This is a genomic window from Serinicoccus profundi (assembly GCF_008001015.1).
Classification (GTDB): domain Bacteria; phylum Actinomycetota; class Actinomycetes; order Actinomycetales; family Dermatophilaceae; genus Ornithinicoccus; species Ornithinicoccus profundi.
Map to the genome: position 1 here is coordinate 665,948 of NZ_CP042862.1, position 24,049 is coordinate 689,996.

Annotated in this window: 19 protein-coding genes and 1 tRNA gene; 6 read left to right on the top strand and 14 right to left on the bottom strand. The window is 72.6% G+C overall.

Translation table 11 applies throughout. The features are described from left to right. From FA582_RS03165 to FA582_RS03175, 3 genes are all read right to left on the bottom strand, one after another. On the bottom strand, positions 1-828 hold the full coding sequence (locus FA582_RS03165) for a uracil-DNA glycosylase (RefSeq protein ID WP_147899730.1): 828 nt from the start codon (positions 826-828) through the stop codon (positions 1-3). A gap of 15 nt (positions 829-843) precedes the next feature. Beyond that, positions 844-920, bottom strand: a tRNA-Leu gene (locus tag FA582_RS03170). A 65-nt stretch (positions 921-985) separates the two neighbouring features. Then, positions 986-3,478, bottom strand: coding sequence for a M14 family zinc carboxypeptidase (locus FA582_RS03175; protein ID WP_147899731.1), 2,493 nt, complete (start codon positions 3,476-3,478; stop codon positions 986-988). Positions 3,479-3,677: 199 nt separating this feature from the next. On the opposite strand from FA582_RS03175, the gene FA582_RS03180 reads away from it, so the two are divergent. Both FA582_RS03180 and FA582_RS03185 read left to right on the top strand, forming a co-directional pair. Next, positions 3,678-4,559, top strand: a complete 882-nt coding sequence (locus FA582_RS03180) for a Bax inhibitor-1/YccA family protein (protein WP_010149232.1) — start codon at positions 3,678-3,680, stop codon at positions 4,557-4,559. 23 nt (positions 4,560-4,582) lie between these two features. Then, on the top strand, positions 4,583-4,900 hold the full coding sequence (locus tag FA582_RS03185) for a hypothetical protein (RefSeq protein ID WP_033229464.1): 318 nt from the start codon (positions 4,583-4,585) through the stop codon (positions 4,898-4,900). A 193-nt stretch (positions 4,901-5,093) separates the two neighbouring features. On the opposite strand, the gene FA582_RS03195 is transcribed toward FA582_RS03185, so the two are convergent. From FA582_RS03195 to FA582_RS03215, 5 genes are all read right to left on the bottom strand, one after another. Then, positions 5,094-6,059 carry a DUF808 domain-containing protein gene (locus tag FA582_RS03195; RefSeq protein WP_010149230.1) on the bottom strand — a complete coding sequence of 322 codons (966 nt, stop codon included), beginning with the start codon at positions 6,057-6,059 and terminating at the stop codon, positions 5,094-5,096. Positions 6,060-6,227: 168 nt separating this feature from the next. Beyond that, positions 6,228-7,451: an acetyl-CoA C-acetyltransferase gene (locus FA582_RS03200; protein ID WP_010149229.1), complete on the bottom strand. Its 1,224-nt coding sequence runs from the start codon at positions 7,449-7,451 to the stop codon at positions 6,228-6,230. A 611-nt stretch (positions 7,452-8,062) separates the two neighbouring features. Next, positions 8,063-9,061, bottom strand: a complete 999-nt coding sequence (locus tag FA582_RS03205; RefSeq protein WP_033229491.1) for an NAD-dependent epimerase/dehydratase family protein — start codon at positions 9,059-9,061, stop codon at positions 8,063-8,065. A 68-nt stretch (positions 9,062-9,129) separates the two neighbouring features. Continuing rightward, positions 9,130-11,862 carry an alpha/beta fold hydrolase gene (locus FA582_RS03210; RefSeq protein ID WP_010149227.1) on the bottom strand — a complete coding sequence of 911 codons (2,733 nt, stop codon included), beginning with the start codon at positions 11,860-11,862 and terminating at the stop codon, positions 9,130-9,132. Positions 11,863-11,879: 17 nt separating this feature from the next. Beyond that, the gene (locus tag FA582_RS03215) at positions 11,880-12,902 is read right to left on the bottom strand and encodes a 3-oxoacyl-ACP synthase III (protein WP_010149226.1); all 1,023 of its coding nucleotides are present in this window, start codon (positions 12,900-12,902) and stop codon (positions 11,880-11,882) included. A gap of 152 nt (positions 12,903-13,054) precedes the next feature. Here FA582_RS03215 and FA582_RS03220 point away from each other — a divergent pair, with 152 nt between their 5' ends. After that, positions 13,055-13,966, top strand: a complete 912-nt coding sequence (locus FA582_RS03220) for an SCO4651 family lipoprotein (protein ID WP_010149225.1) — start codon at positions 13,055-13,057, stop codon at positions 13,964-13,966. 206 nt (positions 13,967-14,172) lie between these two features. Next, positions 14,173-14,490 carry a hypothetical protein gene (locus tag FA582_RS03225; protein ID WP_010149224.1) on the top strand — a complete coding sequence of 106 codons (318 nt, stop codon included), beginning with the start codon at positions 14,173-14,175 and terminating at the stop codon, positions 14,488-14,490. 12 nt (positions 14,491-14,502) lie between these two features. Here FA582_RS03225 and FA582_RS03230 read toward each other — a convergent pair whose 3' ends face one another. Further along, a complete protein-coding gene (locus FA582_RS03230; RefSeq protein ID WP_010149223.1) occupies positions 14,503-17,214 on the bottom strand; it encodes a CDP-glycerol glycerophosphotransferase family protein in 2,712 nt (903 codons plus the stop codon). Further along, positions 17,214-18,548, bottom strand: a complete 1,335-nt coding sequence (locus tag FA582_RS03235) for a Gfo/Idh/MocA family oxidoreductase (RefSeq protein ID WP_010149222.1) — start codon at positions 18,546-18,548, stop codon at positions 17,214-17,216. Before FA582_RS03235 ends, FA582_RS03230 begins: the two co-directional genes overlap by 1 nt. Before the next feature lie 45 nt (positions 18,549-18,593). Between FA582_RS03235 and FA582_RS03240 the strand changes: the two genes are divergently transcribed. After that, complete coding sequence (locus FA582_RS03240) at positions 18,594-20,291, top strand: glycosyltransferase (RefSeq protein WP_158640852.1); 1,698 nt, start codon at positions 18,594-18,596, stop codon at positions 20,289-20,291. Here the strand turns inward: FA582_RS03240 and FA582_RS03245 are convergent. The 3 genes from FA582_RS03245 to msrA form a co-directional block, all read right to left on the bottom strand. Then, positions 20,284-21,165, bottom strand: coding sequence for a glycosyltransferase family 2 protein (locus FA582_RS03245; protein WP_010149220.1), 882 nt, complete (start codon positions 21,163-21,165; stop codon positions 20,284-20,286). The genes FA582_RS03240 and FA582_RS03245 overlap by 8 nt on opposite strands. Next, complete coding sequence (locus FA582_RS03250; protein WP_010149219.1) at positions 21,162-22,013, bottom strand: CDP-alcohol phosphatidyltransferase family protein; 852 nt, start codon at positions 22,011-22,013, stop codon at positions 21,162-21,164. Before FA582_RS03250 ends, FA582_RS03245 begins: the two co-directional genes overlap by 4 nt. 98 nt (positions 22,014-22,111) lie before the next feature. Beyond that, positions 22,112-22,786, bottom strand: coding sequence for a peptide-methionine (S)-S-oxide reductase MsrA (gene msrA / locus FA582_RS03255; protein ID WP_010149217.1), 675 nt, complete (start codon positions 22,784-22,786; stop codon positions 22,112-22,114). A gap of 244 nt (positions 22,787-23,030) precedes the next feature. On the opposite strand from msrA, the gene greA reads away from it, so the two are divergent. Then, entirely contained in the window at positions 23,031-23,522 is a 492-nt protein-coding gene (gene greA / locus FA582_RS03260) for a transcription elongation factor GreA (RefSeq protein ID WP_010149216.1), read from the top strand. A gap of 27 nt (positions 23,523-23,549) precedes the next feature. Here greA and FA582_RS03265 read toward each other — a convergent pair whose 3' ends face one another. Further along, positions 23,550-24,020 carry a DUF4307 domain-containing protein gene (locus FA582_RS03265; RefSeq protein ID WP_010149215.1) on the bottom strand — a complete coding sequence of 157 codons (471 nt, stop codon included), beginning with the start codon at positions 24,018-24,020 and terminating at the stop codon, positions 23,550-23,552. Positions 24,021-24,049: the final 29 nt, after the last annotated feature.

Sequence of the window (24,049 nt, forward strand, 5' to 3'; positions counted from 1 at the left end):
TCACAGACGAGCGATGACCTCATCGAGCATCGCCTCGGTGAGCCGGCCGGTGAAGGTGTTCTGCTGGCTGACGTGGTAGCTGCCCAGCAGCCGGACCGGGCGCCCCGAGGGGGTATGCCGGTGGGCCTCGGCGCCGTGGCCGAAGCGAGGCCGCGGACGCGGCACCCGCCAGCCGGCGTCGCGGGCACCGGTGAGGAAGGCGTCCCAGCCGATGCCGCCGAGCGCCAGCACCGAGCGCAGCGTCGGGTCCAGCACGTCCAGCTCGCGCCGCAACCACGCGCCGCAGGTATGCCGCTCGCTCGCCGTCGGCGCGTTGCCGGGCGGCGCGCAGTGGACGGCTGCGGTGATGCGCACGGAGCGCAGCGAGAGGCCGTCCCCGGCGTGGGTGGAGGAGGCCTGGGAGGCGTAGCCGGCGCGATGGAGCGCGGCGTAGAGCCAGTCTCCGGAGCGGTCTCCGGTGAAGATCCGGCCGGTCCGGTTGGCGCCGTGGGCGGCCGGGGCGAGGCCCACGACGAGGATCTGCGCCGCCGGGTCCCCGAAGCCGGGCGCGGGACGGCCCCAGTAGGGCTGGTCGGCATAGGCCGCGCGCCGGGTGTGGGCCACCTCCTCGCGCCAGGCCACCAGCCGTGGGCAGGCCGAGCACACGCTGACGCGGGCGTCGAGGGTGGCGAGGTCGCGGGCGCCGCCCGCGAGCCGTCGGACCCCGGCCTCGGACCGCGCCACTCGGGTGCCCGACCGTGCGGGGTCCTGCGGCCACCCGGACCCGGCCGGCACGGGGGAGGGGAAGGGCTCGCCGGTGAGCGGGTGCGGGTCGGTGCGCGGCGGCATACCCCTCATCCTGCCTGGTGCCCCCGGCGGGACTCGAACCCGCACTGTGCCCATTTTAAGTGGGCTGCCTCTGCCGATTGGGCTACGGGGGCTGACGCAGGGCGGGTGCCCAGCGACAGAGCCGAGGGCGGCCCGGCGGGCCGGGCCGCCCTCGGTCCTACTCGGCGGCGGCGTCGGACCCGGCCCAGAGCAGAGCCCGGGCCACGAGGGCGAACTGCCCCTTGGGGTGGGCCCGGAAGAGCGGCTCGGTGCCGAGGAGGACACCGCGCGACCCCTCGGACTCGGCGCTGACGACGATGGCCTGGCCGGCGGCCGCCTCGGGTCCGCCCTCGCCGCTCTCGGTGGCCCGCCAGTGACCGCTGACCAACGGCTCGTCGCCCAGGCGCTGGTCGACCCGGACGCCCTCGCCGAGGTCGGTGAACCACAGCGGGGAGTAGACGAAGGAGTGCGGCGTCGCAGCCGCAGAGACCGGGCTGGCCTCGTCGTTGTCGACGCGCACCACGCCGTTGGCGTCACCACGGCCCCGGACGGGGGTCGCCTCGACGAGGTCGACGGCGTCGTTGAGACGCGCACCGGCGATGCCGCGACCGACGAGGCCTCCACCGTCGGCGAGGAAGTCCTGCACCTCGGCCCGGGCGTCGTCGGACAGGTCGGCCCAGTCGAGCCCGGTGGAGACGTAGAGCGCGTCGAGGTCGGAGAGGTCAAGGCCCTCGTTGAGCGCATCGGTGCTCACCTCGCGGACGCTGAGGCCCATCTCGGTGAGCGCCCAGCGCTCCTCGGGGCTGGCCGAGACGCCGACCACCCGGTCGAAGGCCTCGAGGGGCTCACCGGCGGCGTCGGCCGGAGCGGCGGCCAGCTCGACCCCGACGGACTCCACGACATTGGTCGCCGCCCAGGGGTAGTCCGCGGGCAGCAGGAGCGAGCCGTCGGCGAGCAGCTCGACCGGCACCCCCTGCTCCAGGAGCAGGCTGGCGGCCTGCACGTCGGCCGGGTCCTCCATCGGCAGCAGCCAGCCCGTCGTGCTGTCGGCCAGCGCTCCGGTGGGGTCGGCGCCCTCGATGAGGTCGCCGTCGATGCGCAGCGGGTCGCCGTCGGGGACGGTGTCGACATCGGCGCCCCAGAGCAGCGCGTGGCTCCAGCCGGAGATGTCGTACATCGCGTCGACGCGGTCGGAGATGTCGGTGCCGCGACCGAGGATGGTGTTGGCCATGCCCCGCTTGGCCTGCTGCAGGTCGACGACGTAGCTGCCGGCAGGGTAGGAGCGACCGGCGATGAGGCGCTCGCGGTCCAGCCGGGTCACCTCGACGTCGTTGGCCACGAGGAAGTCGACGAGCCGGGCCGCAGCGGGGCCCGAGCGCTGCCCGTCACCGACCGGGATGACGTAGGCCCGGGGGTAGGAGGTGGTGTAGACGTCCTCCGGCCCGATGACGCCGTCGAAGAGCCCCTCCTCGACCGGGGTCTGCGGCTCGCCCGCCTCGCCCCGCCGGAAGATCTCGATGTGGTCGGCGAGGAGCTCGGCGCGGTGCTCCGCGGCATACTCCAGCGTCCCGGTGATCGCGGCGTGGGCGATGTCGGTGTTGATCGCGGACCGGCGGCGCAGCTCCTGCGCCGGCAGGTCGTAGCTGGCGTTGTTGACCCGCAACGGGATCTCGATGGTGTGCGCGACCGCGCCGTGCAGCGCGGCATACTGCGGCGTGAAGATCGGTGGCCAGTCGTCCCAGCCCTCGTCCCAGTCGCGCAGCGGCACCTGCACGGGGTCGACGCCGTCCTCCTCGCCGTAGCCGAGGCCGTTGATCGCCTCCTCCATGCCCAGGCCGTTGGGGTAGGCGTGCTTGATGAAGAGGTCGTACTCGTAGTTCTCGCCGTGCGGCGGCGTCGTGGGCTCGACGAGCGTGCCGTTGACGTAGCCGTGCAGGTCGAGCATGAGCAGCGGCTGGGTGTGGATGAGCACGTCGCGGATCGCGACGGTCTCTGGCTGGGTCGCGGTGACGAAGTCGCGGTTGAGGTCGAAGCCGGCCTGGTTGCGGCGCGTGTTGTCGTGCCGCCCGTCGGGGTTCGCCGAGATGATGAGGTGGATGCGCGAGCGCTTGAGCAGCTGGGTGACCTGCGGGTCCTTGCTCGTCGCGTAGTCCTCGACGAGGCGCAGCGCGGCATCGGTGCCCTCGAACTCGTTGCCGTGGATGTTGGCGTTGAGGAAGATCGGCGTCTTGTACTGCTGGGCCAGGCGGGTGTCCCTCGCGGCGGCCGCCGGGTCCTCGGTGATGAGCGCGCGGTAGTCCGCCTGCCGCCGGGCCTGGTTGGCGTTCTCCTTGGCCGTGAGCGTCACGAGGTAGACCTGCCGCCCGCCGACCGTCTCGGTGAGCACCTGCGCCGAGACCCGGTTCGAGCGCTCCATCGCGGCATTGAGACGCCGCGAGATGTCGTGGTATGCCGTGAGGCCGGGCTTGAGGGCGGCGTCCGCCTCGTCCACCGGGGGTTCGGGGAGGGGCTCCTGCTGCGGGTAGGCCGCGTCGCTGATGGGGTGGGCGGCCAGGGCCGCGCCGGCGACCTGGGCGGAGGGCGCGGCTGGTGCCGGGGCGGCAGCCAGTCCGGTGCTCAGGGCCAGGGTCAGGGCTCCGGTGAGCGCGGCGGTGCCGGTGCGGTGCGACATACCTCTCCTCGTCGTGGGGCGCAGGTCAGGATAGCCGAGGCCGGCTCCGGCAGCCAGGGGTCGCCCTCCACGCCCCGCCCGTCCCGGTCGTGACCGTCGCGCACGATCCGGAATCTCCCGTGGGCCTCGCACGTTTATGCTGATAACACCAGACACCGGTGTCGCACGACCCCGGTGCCAAGACACACGTGGAGGTTCCATGGCCGTCAATCCGGTCTTCAACCGCATCGATCGGGAGTCCGCCCAGGGTGGCTACGCCGGCTTCGGCAGCCAGCAGCCCGGCGGCTACCCCGCGCCCCAGGGTCAGCCCACGATCCCCGCGGGCTACCAGCCTGGCCCGAGCGAGAGCATGTCCGACCGGCAGCTCGAGGACATGTACGACCAGGCTCCCGCCGGCCCCGCGCAGACCGGGCGGCTCACCCTCGACGACGTGGTCGTCAAGTCGCTCATGATCTTCGGGGTCGTGCTCGCCGTCGCCGCCGCCACCTGGATGTACGTCGGGCCCCGGCCCGAGGTGGCGATGCCCATCTGGCTGCTCGGCATGTTCGGCTCGCTGGGTCTCAGCTTCGCCATCGGCTTCAGCAAGAAGGTCAACGTCGGCCTCATCATGGCCCACGCCGTGCTGCAGGGCCTCTTCCTCGGCGCGGTCAGCGTCACCTTCAACTACCTCTACGACGGGGTGGTGACGACCGCCGTCGTGGCGACCATGGCGACCTTCGTCGGCATGTTCATCGGCTGGAAGGCCGGCTTCATCAAGGTCACGAGCAAGTCGCGGCGCATCTTCGGCATGGCGGCGATGGGCTACATGGTCTTCCTGCTCGTCAACATCGGCGCCTCCCTCCTCGGCTTCGGTGGGGAGTGGGGCATCTACAGCGGCCCGCTCGGCATCCTCGTCTCGCTCCTGGGCGTGGGTCTGGCGTCCTACAGCCTGGCCATCGACTTCGACTCGATCGACCGCGCGGTCCGCGGCGGCGCACCGGAGAAGTATTCCTGGCTGCTGGGTCACGGCCTCGTCGCCAGCCTGGTGTGGCTCTACATTGAGTTCCTCCGGCTCTTCTCCATCCTCCAGAGCAGCGACTGACCCCACCCCACGACGTGACCGGTATGCGGCCCGCTGGCAGTTCGACTGCTGGCGGGCCGTCTGCTGTCATCGACGCGGAGCTCGAGCGGGTGCTTCGCCGCTGGCAGCAGCTGCCGCTCGACCGCGCGCTCACGGCATACCCGGGCGTGCGGGCCGTGGTCCAGGCGCTCGCGGACGCCGTGGCCGATGCGACCGGCCAGGACCGCGCAGCGGTGCCCGACCTGGGCCCGGGGGTCGTCATGGACCAGCTGCGGGTCATGGTCTACGACGGCCGGCAGGGGGCCCTGGCCGAGCCGGACCTCGCCGCCCGCCTCACCGACCTGCGGCGCAGCCTCCCCTAGGGGTGCATCTCAAGATCCAGGAGGAGTGCCAGCGTCTCGCGGATCTCGGTCAGGACGACCGCCCCACCGACCCCCGCCGCGCTCGTGCGGACCGTGCTCGTCAGTGGGACCACCTGGATGACGTTCGGCGCTCCGCGCAGGACCCTTCCCGCGGTGACGACAACGGCTGGCCGGGAGAGGGCGTGGAGTGGCGTCAGTGCGCCTCGGCGGTGGCGTGCTCGTCGTCCTTCTTGCCGATCGGCAGCACCGAGACGATGCCGACGATGAGCAGGCCGACCACGAGGCCGAGGATGGCCGAGAAGAAGGTGTTGGTCAGCCAGGCCAGCGCGCCGGCGATCGCCGGGATCCAGCCCGCGACGACCTCCTCGGCGTGGTGCACGAACTCGTAGATCGGGTGGAAGCCCAGCTCGTCGATGCCGACCAGCAGGATGTGGCCACCGACCCAGAGCATGGCGACGACGCCGACGATGGACAGCGTCTTGAGGACGATCGGCATCGCCTTGACCAGGCCGCGACCGAACTTCTGCGCGCCCTCGGACTCCCGCTTGGCGAGGTTGAGACCGATGTCGTCCATCTTGACGATGAGGGCCACGGCGCCGTAGATGAGCGCGGTGATGGCGATCGCCACGACCACGAGGATGATCGCCCGGTTGAGCAGCGGCTCGTCGGCGACCTCGTTGAGCGAGATGACCATGATCTCGGCGGAGAGGATGAAGTCGGTCCGGATCGCCCCGGAGGTGACCTTCTTCTCCGCCTCCGGACCCTTCTCCACTGCGGGCTCGTCGTGCGAGGAGTCGTGGCCCACCCCCATCCACTCCAGCACCTTGTGGGCGCCCTCGTAGGACAGGTAGCACCCGCCGAGCATGAGGATCGGGGTGAGCAGCCACGGCAGGAAGATGCTGAGCAGCAGCGCCACCGGCACGATGAAGAGCAGCTTGTTGCGCAGCGAGCCGATGGCGATCGTCTTGATCATCGGCAGCTCGCGGCTGGGGTCCACGCCGGTGACGTAGCGGGGCGTCACCGCGGCGTCGTCGACGATGACCCCGGCAGCCTTGGCTCCCGCGCGGCCCGCGGCCGCGCTGATGTCATCGACGGACGCGGCAGCGACACGGGCGATCGCCGCGATGTCGTCGAGCAGGGCAGCCAGACCAGCAGCCATGAGGTCACCTCGGAAAGTGCGTGGAACAGATCGGCGTCAGGCTACCCGCAGGAGCACCGGTATGCCGTATCTCGCGCCCGCTGGCCGACCGTCGGTGCGCTGGGGGCGGCCGGTGAGGGAGCCCGCGCGAGCCTCGCAGCCGCGAGGGGCGTCATACCGTGCGGTCGGTCAGGAGAGACGCTCGATGACCATCGCCATGCCCTGACCGCCGCCGACGCACATCGTCTCGAGGCCGAACTGCCCGTCACGGGTCTGGAGGGCGTTGATGAGGGTGGTCGAGATGCGGGCGCCGGTGGAGCCGAACGGGTGCCCCAGCGCGATCGCGCCACCGTGCACGTTGAGCTTGTCGTAGTCCATCCCGAGCTCGTCGGCCGAGCCCAGGACCTGCACGGCGAAGGCCTCGTTGATCTCGTAGAGGTCGAGGTCTCCGATCGACATCCCGGCGCGGGCGAGCGCCTGACGGGACGCCTCGACCGGACCCAGGCCCATGATCTCGGGGGAGAGGGCCGAGACGCCGGTGGAGACGACCCGGGCCAGCGGGGTGAGCCCGAGCTCCTTCGCGCGGGTGTCGCTCATGACGACTAGCGCCGCGGCGCCGTCGTTGAGCGGGCAGCAGTTGCCGGCGGTGACGGTGCCGTTCTCGCGGAAGACCGGCTGCAGCTGGCTGACCTTCTCCAGGGTGACGCCCGCGCGCGGCCCGTCGTCGGTGCTGACGACGGTGCCGTCGGCGAGGGTGACGGGCGCGATCTCCCGCTCGAAGACGCCGGCCGCGATGGCGGCCTCGGCGCGGTTCTGGCTGCTCACGCCCCACTCGTCCTGGCGCTCGCGGGAGATGCCGAGGGAGGTGGCGACGTTCTCGGCCGTCTGGCCCATCGCGATGTAGGCGTCGGGGAGCAGTCCCTCGGCGCGCGGGTCGGTCCAGGTGTCGTTGCTCGCGGCCATCGCCTCGGTGCGGGCGACCGCGTCGCCGAACAGCGGGTTGCGCCAGCTCTCCTTGCCGCCACCGGCGCCGGAGAAGTCGGCATACCGCGACACGCACTCGACCCCGGCGCTGATGAAGATGTCACCCTCGCCGGCCTTGATGGCGTGGAACGCCTGACGCGTCGTCTGCACCGAGCTGGCGCAGAAGCGGTTGACCGTCGCGCCCGGCACGTCGTCGAGGCCGAGCAGCACGCTGACGATGCGGGCCATGTTGAAGCCGTGTTCGCCCCAGGGCTCGGCGCAGCCGAGGTAGAGGTCCTCGACGTCGTGCGGATCCAGGCCCGGGACCTGCTCCAGCGCCGACCGGATCACCCCCGCCGCGAGGTCGTCGGGGCGGACGGAGGTCAGCGACCCCTTGAACGCGCGCCCGATCGGGGTGCGGGCGGCAGCGACGATGACGGCCTCAGCCATGGTGTCCTCCTTGACGCGAGCGGTATGCCGTGAGTCTAGATGAGCGGTGCGGCGCCCTCGGGGGCGAGGGCCGTTGGGCGGGGAGGATCGGTGCACGCGCCCCCATCCTCACCGGGTCAGGGTCGTTGGGTGGGGAGGATTGGTGCACGCGCCCCCATCCTCACCGGGTCAGGGTCGTTGCGCGGGGAGGATCGGTGCACGCGCCCCCATCCTCACCGGGCCAGGGCCGTTGCGCGGGGAGGATCGGTGCACACGGCCCCATCCTCACCGGGCCAGGGCCGTTGGGCGGGGAGGATCAGTGCACGCGCCCCCATCCTCCTCAGCGGCGTCAGGCTGCGCGGCTCAGTGCACGCCGCTGACACTCAGCGAGTGCACCGGTTGTGCCGCCAGATCAACCCATGACGCGACATACCCCCTGCAGTCGCGCACCCGTGCGGAGATCAGACCGGTGCCCTTCGCGAAGCTGACGATGGCTCGCCAGAGTCCCTGAGCTCTGGGCGGGGAGGATCGGTGCACGCGCAGCCATGCTCGCCGGGCCAGGGCCGTTGGGCGCGGAGGATCGGTGCACGCGCCCCCATCGTCACCGAGCCAGGGCCGGACACTCGCGCGGCTCAGAGCCTCGTGAGGCCGTCGTCGATACTCACGGTCGGCCGCCAGTCGAGGACCTCGCGGGTCTGCCGCTGGTCGAACCAGTGCGCCGTCGAGAGCTGTTCGGCGAGGAAGCGCGTCATCGGCGGCTGGGTGATGGCCGGCAGGCCCGGCACCCGCTCGGAGAGCGCCACCGCACCCTCGACGACCGCGCCGAGGCCCCAGGCGAGGCCGGCCGGCAGGTGCAGACGTGGGGGAGGCGCACCCACGGCCCGGCAGATGTCGGCGATGAGCTCACCGATGGGGCGCGGCTCGCCATTGGTGACGACGAGCGCCTGGCCGTGGGCGACCTCGATCCGCTCGAGCCCGGCGACGATCGCGGCGGCCGCGTTGTCGGCGTAGGTCGTGTCCACGAGCGCCGTGCCCGAGCCGACCAGCGCGAGCCGGCCCTGGTGCGCGCGCTCGACGATCCGACCCACCAGCTGGGTGTCACCCGGGCCCCAGACGAGGTGCGGGCGGAGCGCGGTCACGGCCAGGTCGGTGCTGTCCGCCTCCAGCGCGAAGAGCTCGGCCGCCGCCTTGGTGCGGGCGTAGTGTCCCCGCGCGCGCATCGGGGTGGCCGCCCCGGCGCCGGACCCGGCCAGCGACCGCCCCGTGTGGGCCACGGACGGCGAGCTGACCTGCACCATCGCGCCGCCGCCCTGCGAGCGCAGGGCTTCGATGACCCGGCGGGTGCCGCGCACGTTGACGTCGACGAAGTCGCGCCAGGGGCCGACCACGTCGACCTTGGCGGCGAGGTGCACGACGGCGTCCTGACCACGGACCGCCCGAGCGACCGCCTCGGCGTCCCGGATATCCCCGAGCGACTCCCGGTGCCGCCGGCCGGCCGTGCGCCGCTGCATGACGGTCACGTCCCACCCGCGCTCGGCGAGCAGGTCGGCGACGGCGCCGCCGAGCATGCCGCTCGCACCGGTGACGAGCACCCGACGTCCGGCGCCAGCGCCGGCCTCTCGAGCGCCCATCTCGGGTGGGGTGCCCCCGTCGGTCGTCCCTGCGTCCGGTCGGGGGCCAGGTGGCTGCGGCCCGGTCATCAACGGCTTCTCGTCCGGGGCGCGCGAACCGGACGCCCCGCCGCGCCGGGCAGGCGCTCACGCAGGCTGCGACCGTGGAGTATGCCGTCGGCCCAGTCCGCCAGCGCGCCGCGGTCGACCTTGCTCGCGTGGCGCACGTCGACCGGCAGCCAGTCGCGCACGAGGACGGCCGCGACCGGCACCCCGGCCCGCTCCCGCACCCGCTCGGCCAGGCCGGCCGGCGCCAGGACCCGCGGCCCGGAGGCCGACCCGCGCACCCGGGTGAGCATCCCTGCGCGCTCGGTCGGCACCACGACGACCACGACGAGCTGCGCGCCGCGGGGCCCGACCCCGACGACGGCGACGTCGGCCAGGCCGGGCACGGCGCGCACGCGGTCCTCGACCGGGTAGGGCGTGACGGGGCCGTCCGCCGTGGTCAGGACGTGCGCGAGACGGCCGTGCACCCACAGGCGGCCCGCAGCGTCCAGCTGGCCGACGTCGCCCGTCCGGTGCCACCCGCTCGGTCGCTCGCTGGCCCGCTGCGCCGCCCACTGCCGGTCGTAGCGCTCCTTGACGTGTGGCCCGCGCACGACGATCTCGCCGACCACCCCGGCCTCGGTGCGGAGCTCCTCGGCCGGCGCGCCGGAGGAGTCCAGCGGCGCGATGGCCACCTCCACGCGCGGCAGCGGTCGGCCGACGCACACCCCCGCCTGGCCCTGCGCCTCGGCCGCCGTGAGGGTGGTCGGGTCCAGGCTGGCCACCGGCAGCGCCTCGGTCATGCCGTAGGGCGTCTGGGTCTGCGCCGAGGACAGCAGCAACTTGACCTGGCGCAACAGCTCGACCGGCACCGGCGCGCCCGCCGACAGCACGAGCCGGGGCCGCGCCAGCACGGCACGCTGCCCGTCGGTGAGGCCACCACCGGTGGCGACGACGTTGCGCAGCGCGGCGGGCGCGGCGAAGACCATCGTCGCGTCCACCGCCTCGACCGCGTCCGCGAGGGCCGCAGCGGTGAGGGTATGTGGCGCGGTGACGTCCATGTCGGGCACGGCGCTGGGCAGCCCCAGGGCCGGCCCGTAGAGCGCGAACGGCGCGAAGGCGGCGACGAAGCGCTCCTGCGGCCCGAAGCCGAAGGCCTCGCGCAGCAGCGCGACCTGCGCGCCCAGCCGCCGCCGGGTGTAGACCACGCCCTTGGGCGGGCCGGTCGCCCCGGAGGTGAAGAGCACCGCACCGTCGGCGTCGGGGTCGAGCTCGCTCTCTTCCGGCAGCGAGACCTGCTCACCGCCCGGCACGCCCTCGGCGGCCAGCTCGTCGAGCGTGCTGCCGTCGGGGGTCACGAGCAGCCGCTGCCCCGGCACGCGGGTCGCGGCCGCAAGCACGAGGGCCGTCCGGATCCCGATGACGTGGCGCGGACCGGCTCCCCGCAGCGCCGCCCCCAGGCGACCCAGGCCGAGCCCGGCGTCCGCCACGACGACGACCGCCCCGAGCCGCCAGAGGGCATACACGATCGTGGTCAGGTCGATGCCCGGCGGCACGAGGACGGCGACACGATCGCCGCGTGAGATCCCGCGGGCCGCCAGGGCACGGGCCACGTCGTCGACCCGCGTCGCGAGCTCGCCGAAGGTGATGCGGCGCCCCGCGCCGCCCAGCTCGACGACGGCCGTCTCCTGCGGGCGTCCGGCGTCGACGCGCACGGGCAGCGTCGGCGGCTCTGCGTCGGCAGCCGCGGAGGCATCGTCGGTGGCCGGGTTCGCGACGGCCCTCGCCGCGACCGGCACGTGCTGCTGCAGCCAGGCCCAGATCACCCCGACCCCCTCCGGGGCGTCCTCGAGCACGAGGTGCGAGGCGTGGGCATACCGCTGCACCTGTGCGTGCGGCAGGCGCCGCATCAGGTCCTCGAGGTAGCGCTGGGAGAACACCGGGTCGCGCGGTCCCCACACCAGCAGGGCCGGCACGTCGAGGGTCGCCGTGCCCGCTGCGATCGCGTCGAGCGTGGCCCGGCTCGGGTGATCGGGCTCGAAGGGTATGTCGCGCACGAAGTCCGCGACCCCGTCGCGTCGGGCGGCGCCGGAGTAGGGGGCGGCAAAGGCGTCGCGGACCTCGCGGGGCAGCGACGGCCGCGACAGGGCGGTGGTGGCCCGGACGAAGGCGGGCGTGGTGCGGCAGACCTGGGCCAGCAGCATCGGGGCGCGCGCCAGCCGGATGACCGCGGGCGAGGCCTCGTCGCTCGGTTGGTGGACGGCGGTGTTGGTGAGGACGACCCCGGCCAGCTGAGCGCGGTGGGCCAGTGCCCACCCGAGGCTGATCGGCCCGCCCCAGTCGTGGGCGAGCGTGACGACGGGGCCGGTCAGGCCGAGGGCGTCGGTGAGCCCGCCGAGGTCGTCGACCCGCTGCGCGAGGGTCCGCGGTCGGCCCGGTCGCTCCGACCAGCCCATGCCGAGCTGGTCGACCGCGACCACCCGCCACCCCGTCGGCGCCTCGTCCAGGACCCGGCGCCAGAGGTAGGACCACGTGGGGTTGCCGTGCACGGCGAGCACGGTGGTGTGCACCGGCACCCCGGCGGCCTCGAGCTGAGGGCCGTTGTCGAGCACGTGCCACCGGCGGGTCCGGCCGTCGGCGTCGTCGGCGAGGACGACCCGCGACCACTGGGGGTCCAGCCCCGGGAGCGCCCGGGCCGGCAGGCCGACCGGGTGCTGGCCGGCGTCGCGCGCGGGGTCGTGGATGCGGTGGCGGGGGGAGGGGTCAGTGGTGGCCACAGCGGTGTCTGCTCAGCTCACCAGTCGATCTCGAGACACGTCATGTTGAGCCCGGAGCCGATGCCCATCATGAGCACGCGGTCACCGCGCTCGAGGGAGTCGGTCTCCTTCGCCAGGGTGATCGCCACCGCGGCCGGACCGACGTTGCCGTAGGTCGGGAAGGTGAGCGGGATCCGCTCGGCGTCGATCCCTAGGGCCTCGGCCGTCTTGCTGGTATGCACCTGCGAGACCTGGTGGACGATGTAGCGGTCCATGTCGCTCCAGTCGAACTCGGCGGCCGCGTCCTTCCACAGCGCGGAGGCCAGCCCCATCCCGGCGACGAGCAGACCCTGGGCGTCGGTCCGCATCTCGGTGAAATCACCGACGCATAGCTCGTGGTGCTCGGTCGCGGCACGGGTCACGCCACCGACGACGCGGTGACCTTCCGGGTGCTCGCTGGCCCGACCGAGCAGCATCGCCGCCGCGCCGGAACCCAGGGTGAGGGTGGCGAACTGGCTGACGATGTCCTGCGCGGTGGAGTCCGGGCCGGAAAGACGCTCCAGGGTGCGCTCCTGCGGGGTGCGCGACCCCTCGCCGCAGACGACGAGGGCGTAGTCGATCTGACCGGCGTCGATCATCGTGGCGGCGAGCTGCATACCGTTGACGAAGCCGAGGCAGGCGTTGGTGAGGTCGAAGTTGAGGCACGCGGTCGGCAGCCCGAGCGCCTGGTGGATCGACACGGCGATCGAGGGCTCGAGGTGCTCGCGGCTCACCGAGGTGTTGATGAGCAGGCCCACCCGCCCGGCATCGACACCGGCCTCGGTGAGGGCGTCCTGCGCCGCCTGGACCGCCCCGTCGACGAACGTCTGGTCCTTGCGCCACCAACGGCGCTCGGAGATGCCGGCGAGCTTGGCGAGCATGCCCGGGCGGAGTCCGTTGCGGGTGTAGGAGTCTCCGATGACCTCGTCGAACTCGGCCGAGGTCTTGACGACCGGGGCGTCGACAGCGGTGACGGACAGCACGGCGGTGTCGCGGTGCCGGAAGGTGGCGTTGCCGGTCACGTGGTGGGTTCCTGCGTTCTGGGGAAGGGAAAGGTGAGACCTCCATTCGACCACAGCACCGGAGGCTGGGAAGAACCGAGCAGCCCCGCTGTGCCACGATGGTGGTCCCACCACGAGGCCCGCCGGGCCGCCGCAGCGAAGGGCAGACGCAGATGAGCACCACGAGGATGCGCTTCGGCGCTGTCATCACCGCAGGGATCCTGGGCCTCGGGCTCAGCGCGTGCGGGGGTGACGCCGACGGTGAGGGTGCGAGCTCTCCCGAGGCCGCGAGCCAGGACACCTCCGAGGACAGCTCCGAGGAGTCGACCGAGGACTCCACGGAGACGGCCGCGGACGACACGGCCGAGGACACCGCCGCGAGCGACTCCGAGGACACCGGCGGCGAGGCGGCCGAGGGCGAGGAGATCCCCATCGAGGACTTCCTGGCCATGCTGCAGGAGCCGGGCGAGGAGACCCTGTCGACCTACACCCTGACGATGGACATGGAGGCCGACGGCCAGGCCATCGAGGCGGACGGCGCCGTGGACCTCTCCGGCGACGAGGCCGCCATGCAGATGATGATGACCGTGCCCGAGATGGGTGAGCTCGAGATGATCACCATCGACGGCGAGCTCTACCTCGCGATGCCCGGCGTCACCCCTGAGGGGATGTACATGCGGGCCGGCGAGGACGTCCTCGGCCAGGCGGGCGCGATGCAGGACATCGACGTCTCCACCCAGTGGGAGGCCTGGGAGCAGGGGGCCGAGCAGGTCCTCTTCCTCGGTGACGAGGACGTCGACGGCACCGAGATGGGCCGTTACCAGGTCACCGTCGACCCGCAGGCGATCGCCGAGGCCGGTGGCGCCGACGCGGCCGCGATGACGGCGGCGGTGGGGGACGAGTCGGTCGTCTACGACGTCTGGCTGGACGAGGACAACCTCATGCGCCAGCTCACCTTCGAGCAAGAGGGCATGACGGCCGAGATGATGATGGACAACTGGGGCGAGCCGCAGGAGATCGAGGCGCCGCCCGCCGACCAGGTCATGGAGATGGGCGACATGGGTGGCGCGCCGAGCGACGGCTGAGCCCCTTCCTCACCCGCCCACGGACGGGCCGCGACCAGGACCGGTCGCGGCCCGTCCGTGCGTCCGGGACGACGCTCGTGCGACGCATCGGGGACGCCTGCGTGAACGCGCCGTGAACCCTTGCCGATCCGGGCCGATCCGGCCCTCAGCACCCCGGCACGCGGGGCAGACTGGCGGTGTCCGCGAGTCGAGGTGAGGAGTCCGAGATGGCTTCAGGGTGGGTTCCCGTACGCGTTGTCCGCTGGCCCGCGCAGGAGCAGGACCGGCAGTGGTCCGCCGAGCGCGCCATCCCCTGCCTGCTGCTGGTCGCCGAGGGCGCACCGGTCCCGCAGGAGGGTCCGACGGAGACGGTGCTGCCCGAGTCCACGGGCCAGGAGGCGATCGCCGCCGCTGTCGACGAGCTCGCGTGGCGTCCCCCGCTGACCGCCGACCCGGAGCACGAGCCGTCCGCCGCGCGACGGGTCCGCCGCAGGCAGGCCCGGGGGCCGCGCTCGCTCGTCGGCGTCGTCGCCGCGATGTTCTGACCGGCTCGCGTCTCAGCCGGTGTCGAAGAGGCGCCGCACGACGCGCTCGGCGCTGTGGCCGTCGTCGAGGTGGTTGAAGCGCTCGACCCACCGCGCGTAACGGTCGGCATACCCCGAGGTGTCGTCGAGGCCGCGGATCGCGGTGACCACCTCCTCCTGGGTGCTCACCACCGGCCCGGGGGCCTCCTGCTCGAGGTCGAAGTAGACGCCCCGGACGTCGTCGCGGTACTCGTCGAGGTCGGGGACGTAGAAGATCATCGGCCGTCGGGTGACGGAGAAGTCGAACATCACCGAGGAGTAGTCGGTGATCATCGCGTCCGAGGCGAGGAACAGCTCGGTGATGCTCGGGTAGGTCGTCACGTCGATCACCCCGGGCAGCTCGACGCTGCTGCCCTGGCCGACCGTGCGGGAGTGACCGCGCAGCAGGATGACGTGGTCCTCGCCCAGCTCGGCGGTGAGCCGCTCGAGGTCGAGGAAGAGCACCATGCCCTCCGCGTTGTCCCGCCAGGTGGGGGCGTAGAGGATCGCCCGCTGGTCCGGCCGGATGCCGAGGCGTTCGCGGAGGGCCGCGCCGGACCCGCCGACCAGCGCGTCGTTGCGGGGGTAGCCCTCCTCGAAGAACGTCCCCTCCCAGGCGTAGGCGCTGCGGAAGATCTCGGTGCTGTGGTGGTTCTGGCTGAGCAGGACGTCCCACTTGTCGCGCTCGAGCATGAGCGCGGCCCTGGTCGAGGCCCCGGCGCTCGGACGGTCCAGCCCGATGCGCTTGAACATCGAGCCGTGCCAGGTCTGCAGCACCGTCTGGAAGGGCTGCGGCACGAACCTGCGGCGCAGCCAGTCGTTGGCGATGACGTAGCGGGAGCGGGCCCGGGCGTCGAACCACGCCTGCGTGCCCTCCACGACGGGGACCGCGCCGTCGGGCACCGGCACCGACAGATCCGTCACGCCCCAGTAGCGCACCCAGTCGGGGTGCTGCCGGGCGATGACCGCATCGAGCGCGAACGGGTTGCACGTCGCGAGACGGCCGTAGAACGACTCGAGGTAGACCGACTGCTGCGGCTCGTGCGGCCCGGAGAGGTATGCCGCGTCCATCCGGCGCTGGTGGAAGGAACCGAGCTCATCGGCCGCCCGGGTGATCCCCACCCGCAGGCGGAGCGAGCGTCCCTGGCCGACCTCCAGGCGCAGCCGCGCCTCGGGCACCGGCAGCTTCTCGGGGGTGCGCGCCAGCAGGCCGGGAGCGGTCATGACCCGCACCGTGGCTCCCGCGTCGTCGACGCCGCGCAGGACGTAGCTGCCCAGCCGGGGCAGCCGCGCCGGGCCGCCCCACTGCCCCTGGAGCAGGTCAGCCGTGGCCGACCACGTGCCGTCGGGAGCGAGGTCCAGCTCGGCCTCGAGCGTCTGACGGCGGCCGACCAGGCTCAGGGCCAGGGTGCCCGCGGTGCCGCCCCAGGTGCCGGTGAGGCGCAACGCCGGGGTCGGACCGGGCTCCACGGTGGCGTCGGTGACCACGAGCGCCACCCCGGACTCGCTCACGAGGAGGGCGCCGGAGTCGCCTGCGTAGGCGAGCAGCCCGGAGCGCGGCTCCTGCACCGGGGGGGTCTGGTCCAGCGTGGTCGCGACCACGTGCTCGCCGCCCTCGTCGTCGATGACGACGACGCGGTAGACCTGCGCCGCGACGCGCTGGCCCTCGTGGGGGTCACCGACCGGGGCCGGCCGGGTGAGGGCGGACTGCTCGCCGGAGATCTCCTCCGCGCCACCGGTGACGGTGGACTCCTGCGGATCTGACGTCGCCTCGTCGGCGTCCGGCGCGAGCAGCTCGCTCTCCGACGCGGTGGAGGTCCAGGTGAGGGGCACCTTGGCGGACACCTCGATGGTGCCCGGGTCACCGGCGACCGGCTGGACGTCCATGGGGCGGCGGGCATCGAGGGACACGAGCTCGACGCGGGTCGCGTCCACCCCGCGCAGGGCCACCCGGGCGCCGACCGTCATGCCCTCGACCCGGACCGCCGTCGCCGTCGCCGTCGGGACGACGCGACGGAGGCACAGGCCGCGGCCCTGGACCCAGTACGGCCGCAGCTGGCGACCGTCGGCGAAGGTGCGCGCGTCGAGGAAGGCCGCCGAGCCTGCGCCCCGGCGGTTCTTCAGGGTGCCGGAGCGGGCCCGACCGTCCGCGCCGGTGACGCTGACGTGCACCTCCCAGACGTCGTTCTCGTCGTCACCCGGGCCAGGGCCGTGGCGCAGGAGCGGGGCCAGGTCGAGCCGGGCCACGAAGCCGGTGTTGGCGTAGTCGAACTCGGCCCTGCGGACGAGCCCGTTGACCTCCATCTCCGTGACCGGCTCGACGTCCGCCCGGAGGGCCACCGCCGTCCCCCGGCGACGCAGCTGCACCTCGACCCGCGGCGGGGCGGGGTGGCCGTAGCCGCGTTCGTAGGCCCAGCCGGTGATCTCATACGTCGTGCCCTCGAGCCAGCGCGCCGACCACAGGGTGGCGACCCAGCCGACCTGTCGGTCCGTCACGAGGTTGAGGGCGCGGCGCACCCCTTGCCGCCCGGCGACGTAGGCGTGCTGCAGCAGGGCGCTGTCGGAGGCCCGGGCCTTGCGCAGCTGCCGGCTCAGCAGACGTCGCGCCCGGCGGCTGAGGTGCGCGGCCTTCTCGTGCACTCCGGTCCGGACCCGGTCGACGGCCGAGGATCGCCGCGGCGCCGGCGTCTGCGCGGCGCCCGCCATCAGCGGATCACCGTGGCGTCCGTCCGGGCCCGCTCGATGATCTCGGCGATGGCGATCGACTCCGCGGCGCGCAGCTTGTAGGACTCCGCCGTCTCGTTGCGGATCAGCCAGGCGAACTCCGCGAGCTCATACCGCAGGCCGTCGCCGTCGAACTTGTAGTAGTACTTCTTGTTGTCGCGGCTGTCCTCGAAGCGAGCCTCGAAGTACTCGGTCTTCCACCACGGCGCCGGGACGTAGAGATAGCCGGCGCTCCCCGCCACGACGAGGTCGCCCTCGGCCTTGACGCCGAGGCCGGTCCGGGCGGTGGCCTCCCCGTGCTGGAAGGTCACATCGATCTTGGAGTAGACCTCGACGTCCGACCCCTCGGGGCGCAGCGACGTGGTGCGCACGTCGGCGATCTCGGTGCCGAGCAGCTTGACCACCGCCACGAGCGGGTAGCTCGCCAGCTCGGAGATGCTGCCACCGGCCGGCGGCTCGAGCTCGCGCCCGTCGTCGACGAGCTTGGTGAAGGTCGCATCCACCGAGCGCACCTGACCGATGGCCCCGCTGCGGGCCAGGGCCACCATGCGCTGGAAGCCGGGGGCGAAGGCGGTCTTGATCGCCTCCACGAGCACGACCCCCCGCTCCTCCGCGAGGGCGAGCAGCCCCTCGGTCTCGGCCCGCGAGAGGGTCATCGGCTTCTCGCACAGCACGTGGACACCAGCCTCCAGGGCGCGCCGGGTGACGTCGGCGTGGGTGTCGTGAGGTGTGGCGACGTAGACGGCGTCCACCGCCCCCAGCAGGTCGTCGTAGTCCTCGAAGGCCCGGTTGAGCTCGTGCTCGGCCGCGAACTCCTCGGCGGTGCGGTGGGTCCGGTTGTGGACGCCCTCCACGCTGACGCCGCTGACGAAGCGCGCCTCCTGGACGAAACGGTGCGCGATGCGCCCGGCGCCGACGACCCCGAGCTTGATGACCCCGGCCTCGTTGCGCAGCTGGGTGCTGGACACCCCCTTGGTCCGCTCGAGGTAGACGACGTCGCAGTAGTCCTTGAGGTAGTCGAAGCGCCCCAGCCAGTCGGAGCCGATCGCGAAGACGTCGACCTTGTGCTTCTGGATGTCCTGGACCTTCTGCCCTTCGTACTCCTCGATGATGATCTTGTCGGCGAGGCCGCTGTCCTCGACGTTCTTGATCCGGGTCATGAGGCTCTGCTGCACGTTGAGCTTGCCGCGGGCGTCGTCGTAGTTCTCCGTCGTCACCCCGACGATGAGGTAGTCGCCGAGCGCCTTGGCGCGCTCCAGGAGGCGACGGTGACCGTCGTGGAACAGGTCGTAGGTGCCGTAGGTGATGACACGCACTCTCGGTTGCCTCCTCGTGATGGGCTCATGCGAGTATGCCTGCTGATGGTAGGCAGACTGAGATCCACGCCGCGCCGGCTCATCAGCCGGCTCCGGCGCACGACCCGGCCCGGTGCGCCCACGCCCGCGGCGGAGGTCCCGGGCGCGCTCTCACGCCCGGAGGCCCGCACGGACCCCGTCCCCGAGCTGCGGCCACCGCCGGAGATCCTGCACGTCGTGCTCGTCGAGGGCATACCCATGGAGTTCGGCGGCCGCACCGCCTCGATCCTCGCGAAGTGCCGCACGCTCCACGAGCAGGGCGGCGTCCGCTCGATCGTGCTCGTGCGCAACCACGCGCAGACCCTTCCGCGGGCGGTGGCGGGGATGCGCCGGCGCGGTCAGCTCGGCGACGGCGTCGAGGTCCGCTGGCTCATGGATGCCTACCCGGACGCGACCGAGGCCGTCGCCCCGGCAGCCGTCACCCGCGAGAGCCGCGCCGAGCTGACCGCTCGGGGGTGGGTGAAGCGGGGGCGCGACCACATCCACCGGGTCGACGGCATACCCCGGACGTTGCGCCGCTTCCGCAAGCGCGCCCTGGAGTTCGAGGACCACTACGACGCAGACGGCCGTCGGGTGCGGCGGCAGGAGTACGACCGCGACGGTCGGTTGCGCCGCACCATCACGTGGGACCCGGGGGTCCCGACGGCGCGCGAGCACCTCTACCACCGGCGCAACGGTGCGCCGATGTATGCCCAGGCCTTCGCGCCACCCCGCGAGGAGGGCGAGCGCGCCCGCGAGGTCTCGGTGACCTTCTTCGACGAGGCCGGTGAGGTCGAGTCCGTGCAGGAGGGCTCGCTGGAGCCGGTGCTGCACCGAGCCCTGGATGCCCTGACGGCCGGGCGGCCCACGATCCTGGCCGTCGAGGCGCGCAGCGTCGAAACCGATGTCCTGGGCTACCGCCGCGACCACGTGCGCACCTGCTTCGTGGCGCACAACTCCCACCTCAAGACCGCCTCCAGCGAGCTCGACGACCTGCGGGGCAGCTTCCGGCGCCTCTTCCGGCACCTGGACGCCGTCGACGCCATGGTCTTCCTCACCAACAGCCAGCGCGCGGACGCCGAGGCGCTGCTGGGGCGACGCGACACCTTCTGGGTCATGCCGCACGCGGCGCCCGGCGCCGTCTCGCACGCCGAGGTCGAGCGAGACCCACGGCTGGTCATCATGATGGGTCGGCTGGCCGACCAGAAGCGCACCGACCACGGCATCCGCGCCTTCGCCTCCGTGCTGGAGCAGGTCCCCGACGCCCGCCTGGAGATCTACGGCGAGGGGTGGCGCCGGGTCGAGCTCCAGCAGCTCATCGACGACCTCGGGCTGCAGGGGTCGGTGACCCTCATGGGGTTCACCCAGGACCCGGGCCGGGAGTACCGACGCGCCAGCCTGTGCCTGCAGTCCAGCAGGTTCGAGGGGGCGCCCATGGTCTTCGTCGAGGCGTTGCGGCAGGCCTGCCCGATCGTCAGCTACGACATCCGGTACGGCCCGGCCGACATCATCGACGACGGCGTCAACGGCTTCCTCGTGCCCGATGGGGACATCGAGGGGCTGGCCCGGCGCACCGTCCAGATCCTGCAGGACCCGGAGCTCGGTGCCTCGCTCAGCGCAGGGTGTGCCGGGGTCGACGAGCGCTTCGGTCAGCAGGCCTTCGCGGCCCGGTGGTTCCACCTCTTCCGCACCCTCCGCGAGGACATGCCGGCCTCGGTCAGATGATGAGGAAGCGGCCGTGGCGGGCCATGCGCGCCACGTCACGCCACCGCAGGCGTGACCTGTCCTCGCCGGGCTCGAAGGGGTCGGTGCGCCAGCCGTCCAGCCAGCCCGTCCACCACGACTCCAGGCCCTCGCGCCGGGTCGTCCAGCGGACGAGCTGGATGCCCGTCCAGCTGGTGACGTAGACCAGGGCGAGCGGGGCCGGCAGGTTGCGCCTGGCCAGCCAGACCCGGTTGCGGGCGTTCTTGTAGAAGTAGTCGGCGTGCCGGCGTGGGTCGATGACCGGGTGGCCGGTGCGCAACGAGGGGACGTAGCGCACGCGGTAGCCGGCGGCCCAGACGCGCCAGGCCAGCTCGATGCCCTCGTGCGCGTAGAAGAAGATGCCGGGCCACCCGCCGGTGGCCTCGAAGGCCTCGCGACGCATGGCGACGGTCATCTCCACGACGCTGAAGACGTCGGCCTCGGTATGCCGTTGGCGCGCCCCCAGACGGGGGATCCACCGGCCGGGCAGCTCCGCGGCGTCGGGATCCTCGATGAGCGGCTGGACCAGGCCGACGTCGGGGTGGGACCGGAGGTAGTGCGCGGTCCGGAGCAGCACGTCGTCATCGATGAGCCAGGCGTCGTCGTCCAGGAAGAAGAGGAACTCTCCCTCCACGTGCGGGACGCCGGCGTTGCGACCCGCCGGGATGCCGACGTTGGTCGGGAGGGCCAGCGTCTTGACCTGCTCGTGCAGCCCCACCGGGTTCCACGCGTTGCCGACGACGACCACGTCGAGCTCCACACCCCGCTGCGACAGGAGGGAGTCGAGGCCACGGCGCAGCTCCTCGGGTCGGCGTCCCTGGGTGAGGACGACCACCGCGAACCGGGGGTCGCTCATGCCGCGACACCTCGGCGGAGCCGACCCGAGGCCAGGATGGCGAAGGCGTGGCCGATGGTCACCGGCACGATGACGACCGCCATGACGACGACCTGGAGCCGGGCGGCCGCCAGCTCCTCGCCGAGCAGCAGACCGAGGAGGGCGACGGCCAGCGTCACCAGGGTCATCTCGATGGAGTGGAACATCCGGTGGAAGGGCAGGAGCCGGGCCAGGCGCCGCAGCGAGCCCAGCACGGTGCTCGCCGGGACGGCCCTGGCGGCTGCCGTGTCGGGCAGCGGGCCCAGGCCGACCGCGGCACGCGAGGCGTGCACCATCTCGTTGAGCGCCTTGTTGATGACGAGGAAGGTCGCGAGGAACGCGCCGGCGAAGGCATACCCGAACCACTGGGCGGGGTCCTGCTCCTGGCCGCCCACGAGCCCCGCGGCCCGCCACCCCAGCGCCAGCGCGATGGCCGCCTCGACCGTGTAGTGACCGACCTTGTCGAGGAAGATCCCGACCGGACCGGAGAGCCCCTTCCAGCGGGCGATCTCGCCGTCGGAGCAGTCCAGGAGCATCTGCAGCTGGGCCAGCAGGGCGCCGAGCAGCGCGCCCCAGAGGCCGGGCACGAGGAGTGCCCCGGCCGCGGCCCACCCGGCCACCATCATCAAGGTGGTGACGCCGTTGGCCGAGAGCGGGGTGGGGATGAGCACCCGGGTCAGGTGCGGGGACAGGCGACGGAGGTAGAGGTCACCGGTCCAGTGCTCGGCGTTGCCCCTGGCCAGCACCTCGGGGGGCTGAGCGACGGCACGCACCTGCGCCAGGGAGGGCCGTGAGGGCCGGTGGTCGTGGGCGGACGACGCGTCAGCCATGGACCACCTCTCCTCGAACGACCCGGGATCTGCTGTCGCAGGAGTCTAGACCGACCACGCTGGACGTCCGGTGAATGCCGCCCGGGGGCGCGGTGGGATCAGTCGGGCGGGGCGATCGAGGTCTGCGACGGCAGCTGGTCCTGCGGGACGAGGCCCACGGGGCAGGTGTAGCCGTTGGGGCCGTGGTTGCAGTAGCCGCCCGGGTTCTTGTGGAGGTACTGCTGGTGCAGCTCCTCCGCGTAGTAGAACGGACCGGCGTCCTGCGCCGGCCTCACCTCGGTGACGATCCGACCGTGACCGGCCCGGGAGAGGACCTCGCCGAAGGCCTTCGCCGTCGCCCGCGCGGCACGCTCCTGCTCCGGCGTCGTCCAGTAGATCGCCGAGCGGTACTGCGTGCCGATGTCGTTGCCCTGCCGGTTGGCGGTCGTCGGGTCGTGGTTCTCCCAGAAGGCCTTGAGGAGCTGCTCGGGGTCGGTGACCGCCCGGTCGTAGACCACGAGGACGGCCTCGGTGTGACCGGTATGCCCGGTGCAGACCTCGCGGTAGGTCGGGTTGGGGGTGGTGCCGCCCTGGTAGCCGGCCGCCGTCGTCACGACGCCAGGCAGCTGCCAGAAGATCCGCTCCGCGCCCCAGAAGCATCCCATCGCCACCGTCATGACCTCGGTGCCCTCGGGCCAGGGGCCGTGCATCGAGGATCCGAGCACGACGTGGCGCTCGGGGATGTCGGGCAGGGGGGTGGGGCGTCCGGGGAGGGTGTTGGTGCGCTGCATCATCCGAGTGTCCCACCCGGCCCCGGGCCGTGCGAGCAGTGGTGCCGCCAGGGCCGGCAGGGTCCGTCGGGGTCGACTCCCGGGCCCCTGCGGGCTAGAATGGACGTTTGATCCACGGTCCGGGCCCTTCGGTGGCCCGGACCTTGTGTTTGGGGCGAGTCGCAGACGCGTGACGCTCCTCCCACACGATCGCCACGAGGACCAGGCCGATGCCGCGCGTCCACGCGAGACCATATGAGGAGAAGCAGTGACCGACACCGCAGCAGCCAGCTACCTGACGCAGGAAGCCTACGACCGCCTCGAGGCCGAGTTGAACCAGCTCAAGAACGACGGGCGCTCGGAGATCAGCAAGCGCATCGAGGCGGCCCGCGAGGAGGGTGACCTCAAGGAGAACGGCGGGTACCACGCGGCCAAGGAGGAGCAGGGCAAGATGGAGGCCCGCATCCGCCAGCTCGAGCACCTGCTGCAGAACGCCGTCGTCGGTGCCGCGCCGACCGAGAAGGGCGTCGTCCAGCCGGGCACGGTCGTCACCGTCGAGATGTTCGGGGACACCGAGACGTTCCTCCTGGGCTCCCGGGAGATCATCGACGACGACAGCGACCTCGACGTCTACAGCGAGCAGTCGCCGCTGGGGTCGGCCCTGCTCGGGGGCAAGACGGGCGAGACCGTCACCTATGAGGCGCCCAACGGCAGCACCGTGGAGGTCAAGATCGTGGAGGCCGTGCCCTACCAGGCCTGACCTGCCCCACCGTGCCGAGGCGCTCCGTCACTCCTGACGGGGCGCCTCGTCGGCATACCAGCACTGGTCGAGGTAGCCGGTGATCGCCGGGGAGGCGGTGGCCACGCTCTCGACGTGGCGGCTCGGTGAGCTGTCCGCGGGAGGCACGCTCACCTGGGTCCGACCGACCACCACGTGCGAGTCGGCCTGCGCCTCGAGGGTGCAGACGACCTCCCGGTCGGGGTCGCGGCGCAGGTCGAAGCGCACGTCCACCTGGGCCTCGGAGATGACGTCGAAGCCGGTGTTGACCCAGTGGACCCTGCCCCGCGTGGCCGCCAACCCCCAGATCACCGCCAGGGTGCTCATGACGAGCACGGCGACGAGGCCGATCGTCCACCATCGACGCTGCCGCGGCGCCGCGCGGTCGGCCTCCTCGGCCTGCTCCTCGATGGAGTCCCAGTCCGGTGCGTCGTCGGCCGGGGGGCGGGGGTCGCCGGGCTGGGCGCTGGGGGCGGTCACGTGCGGCTGCCTTCCGGGGGAGTGAGAAG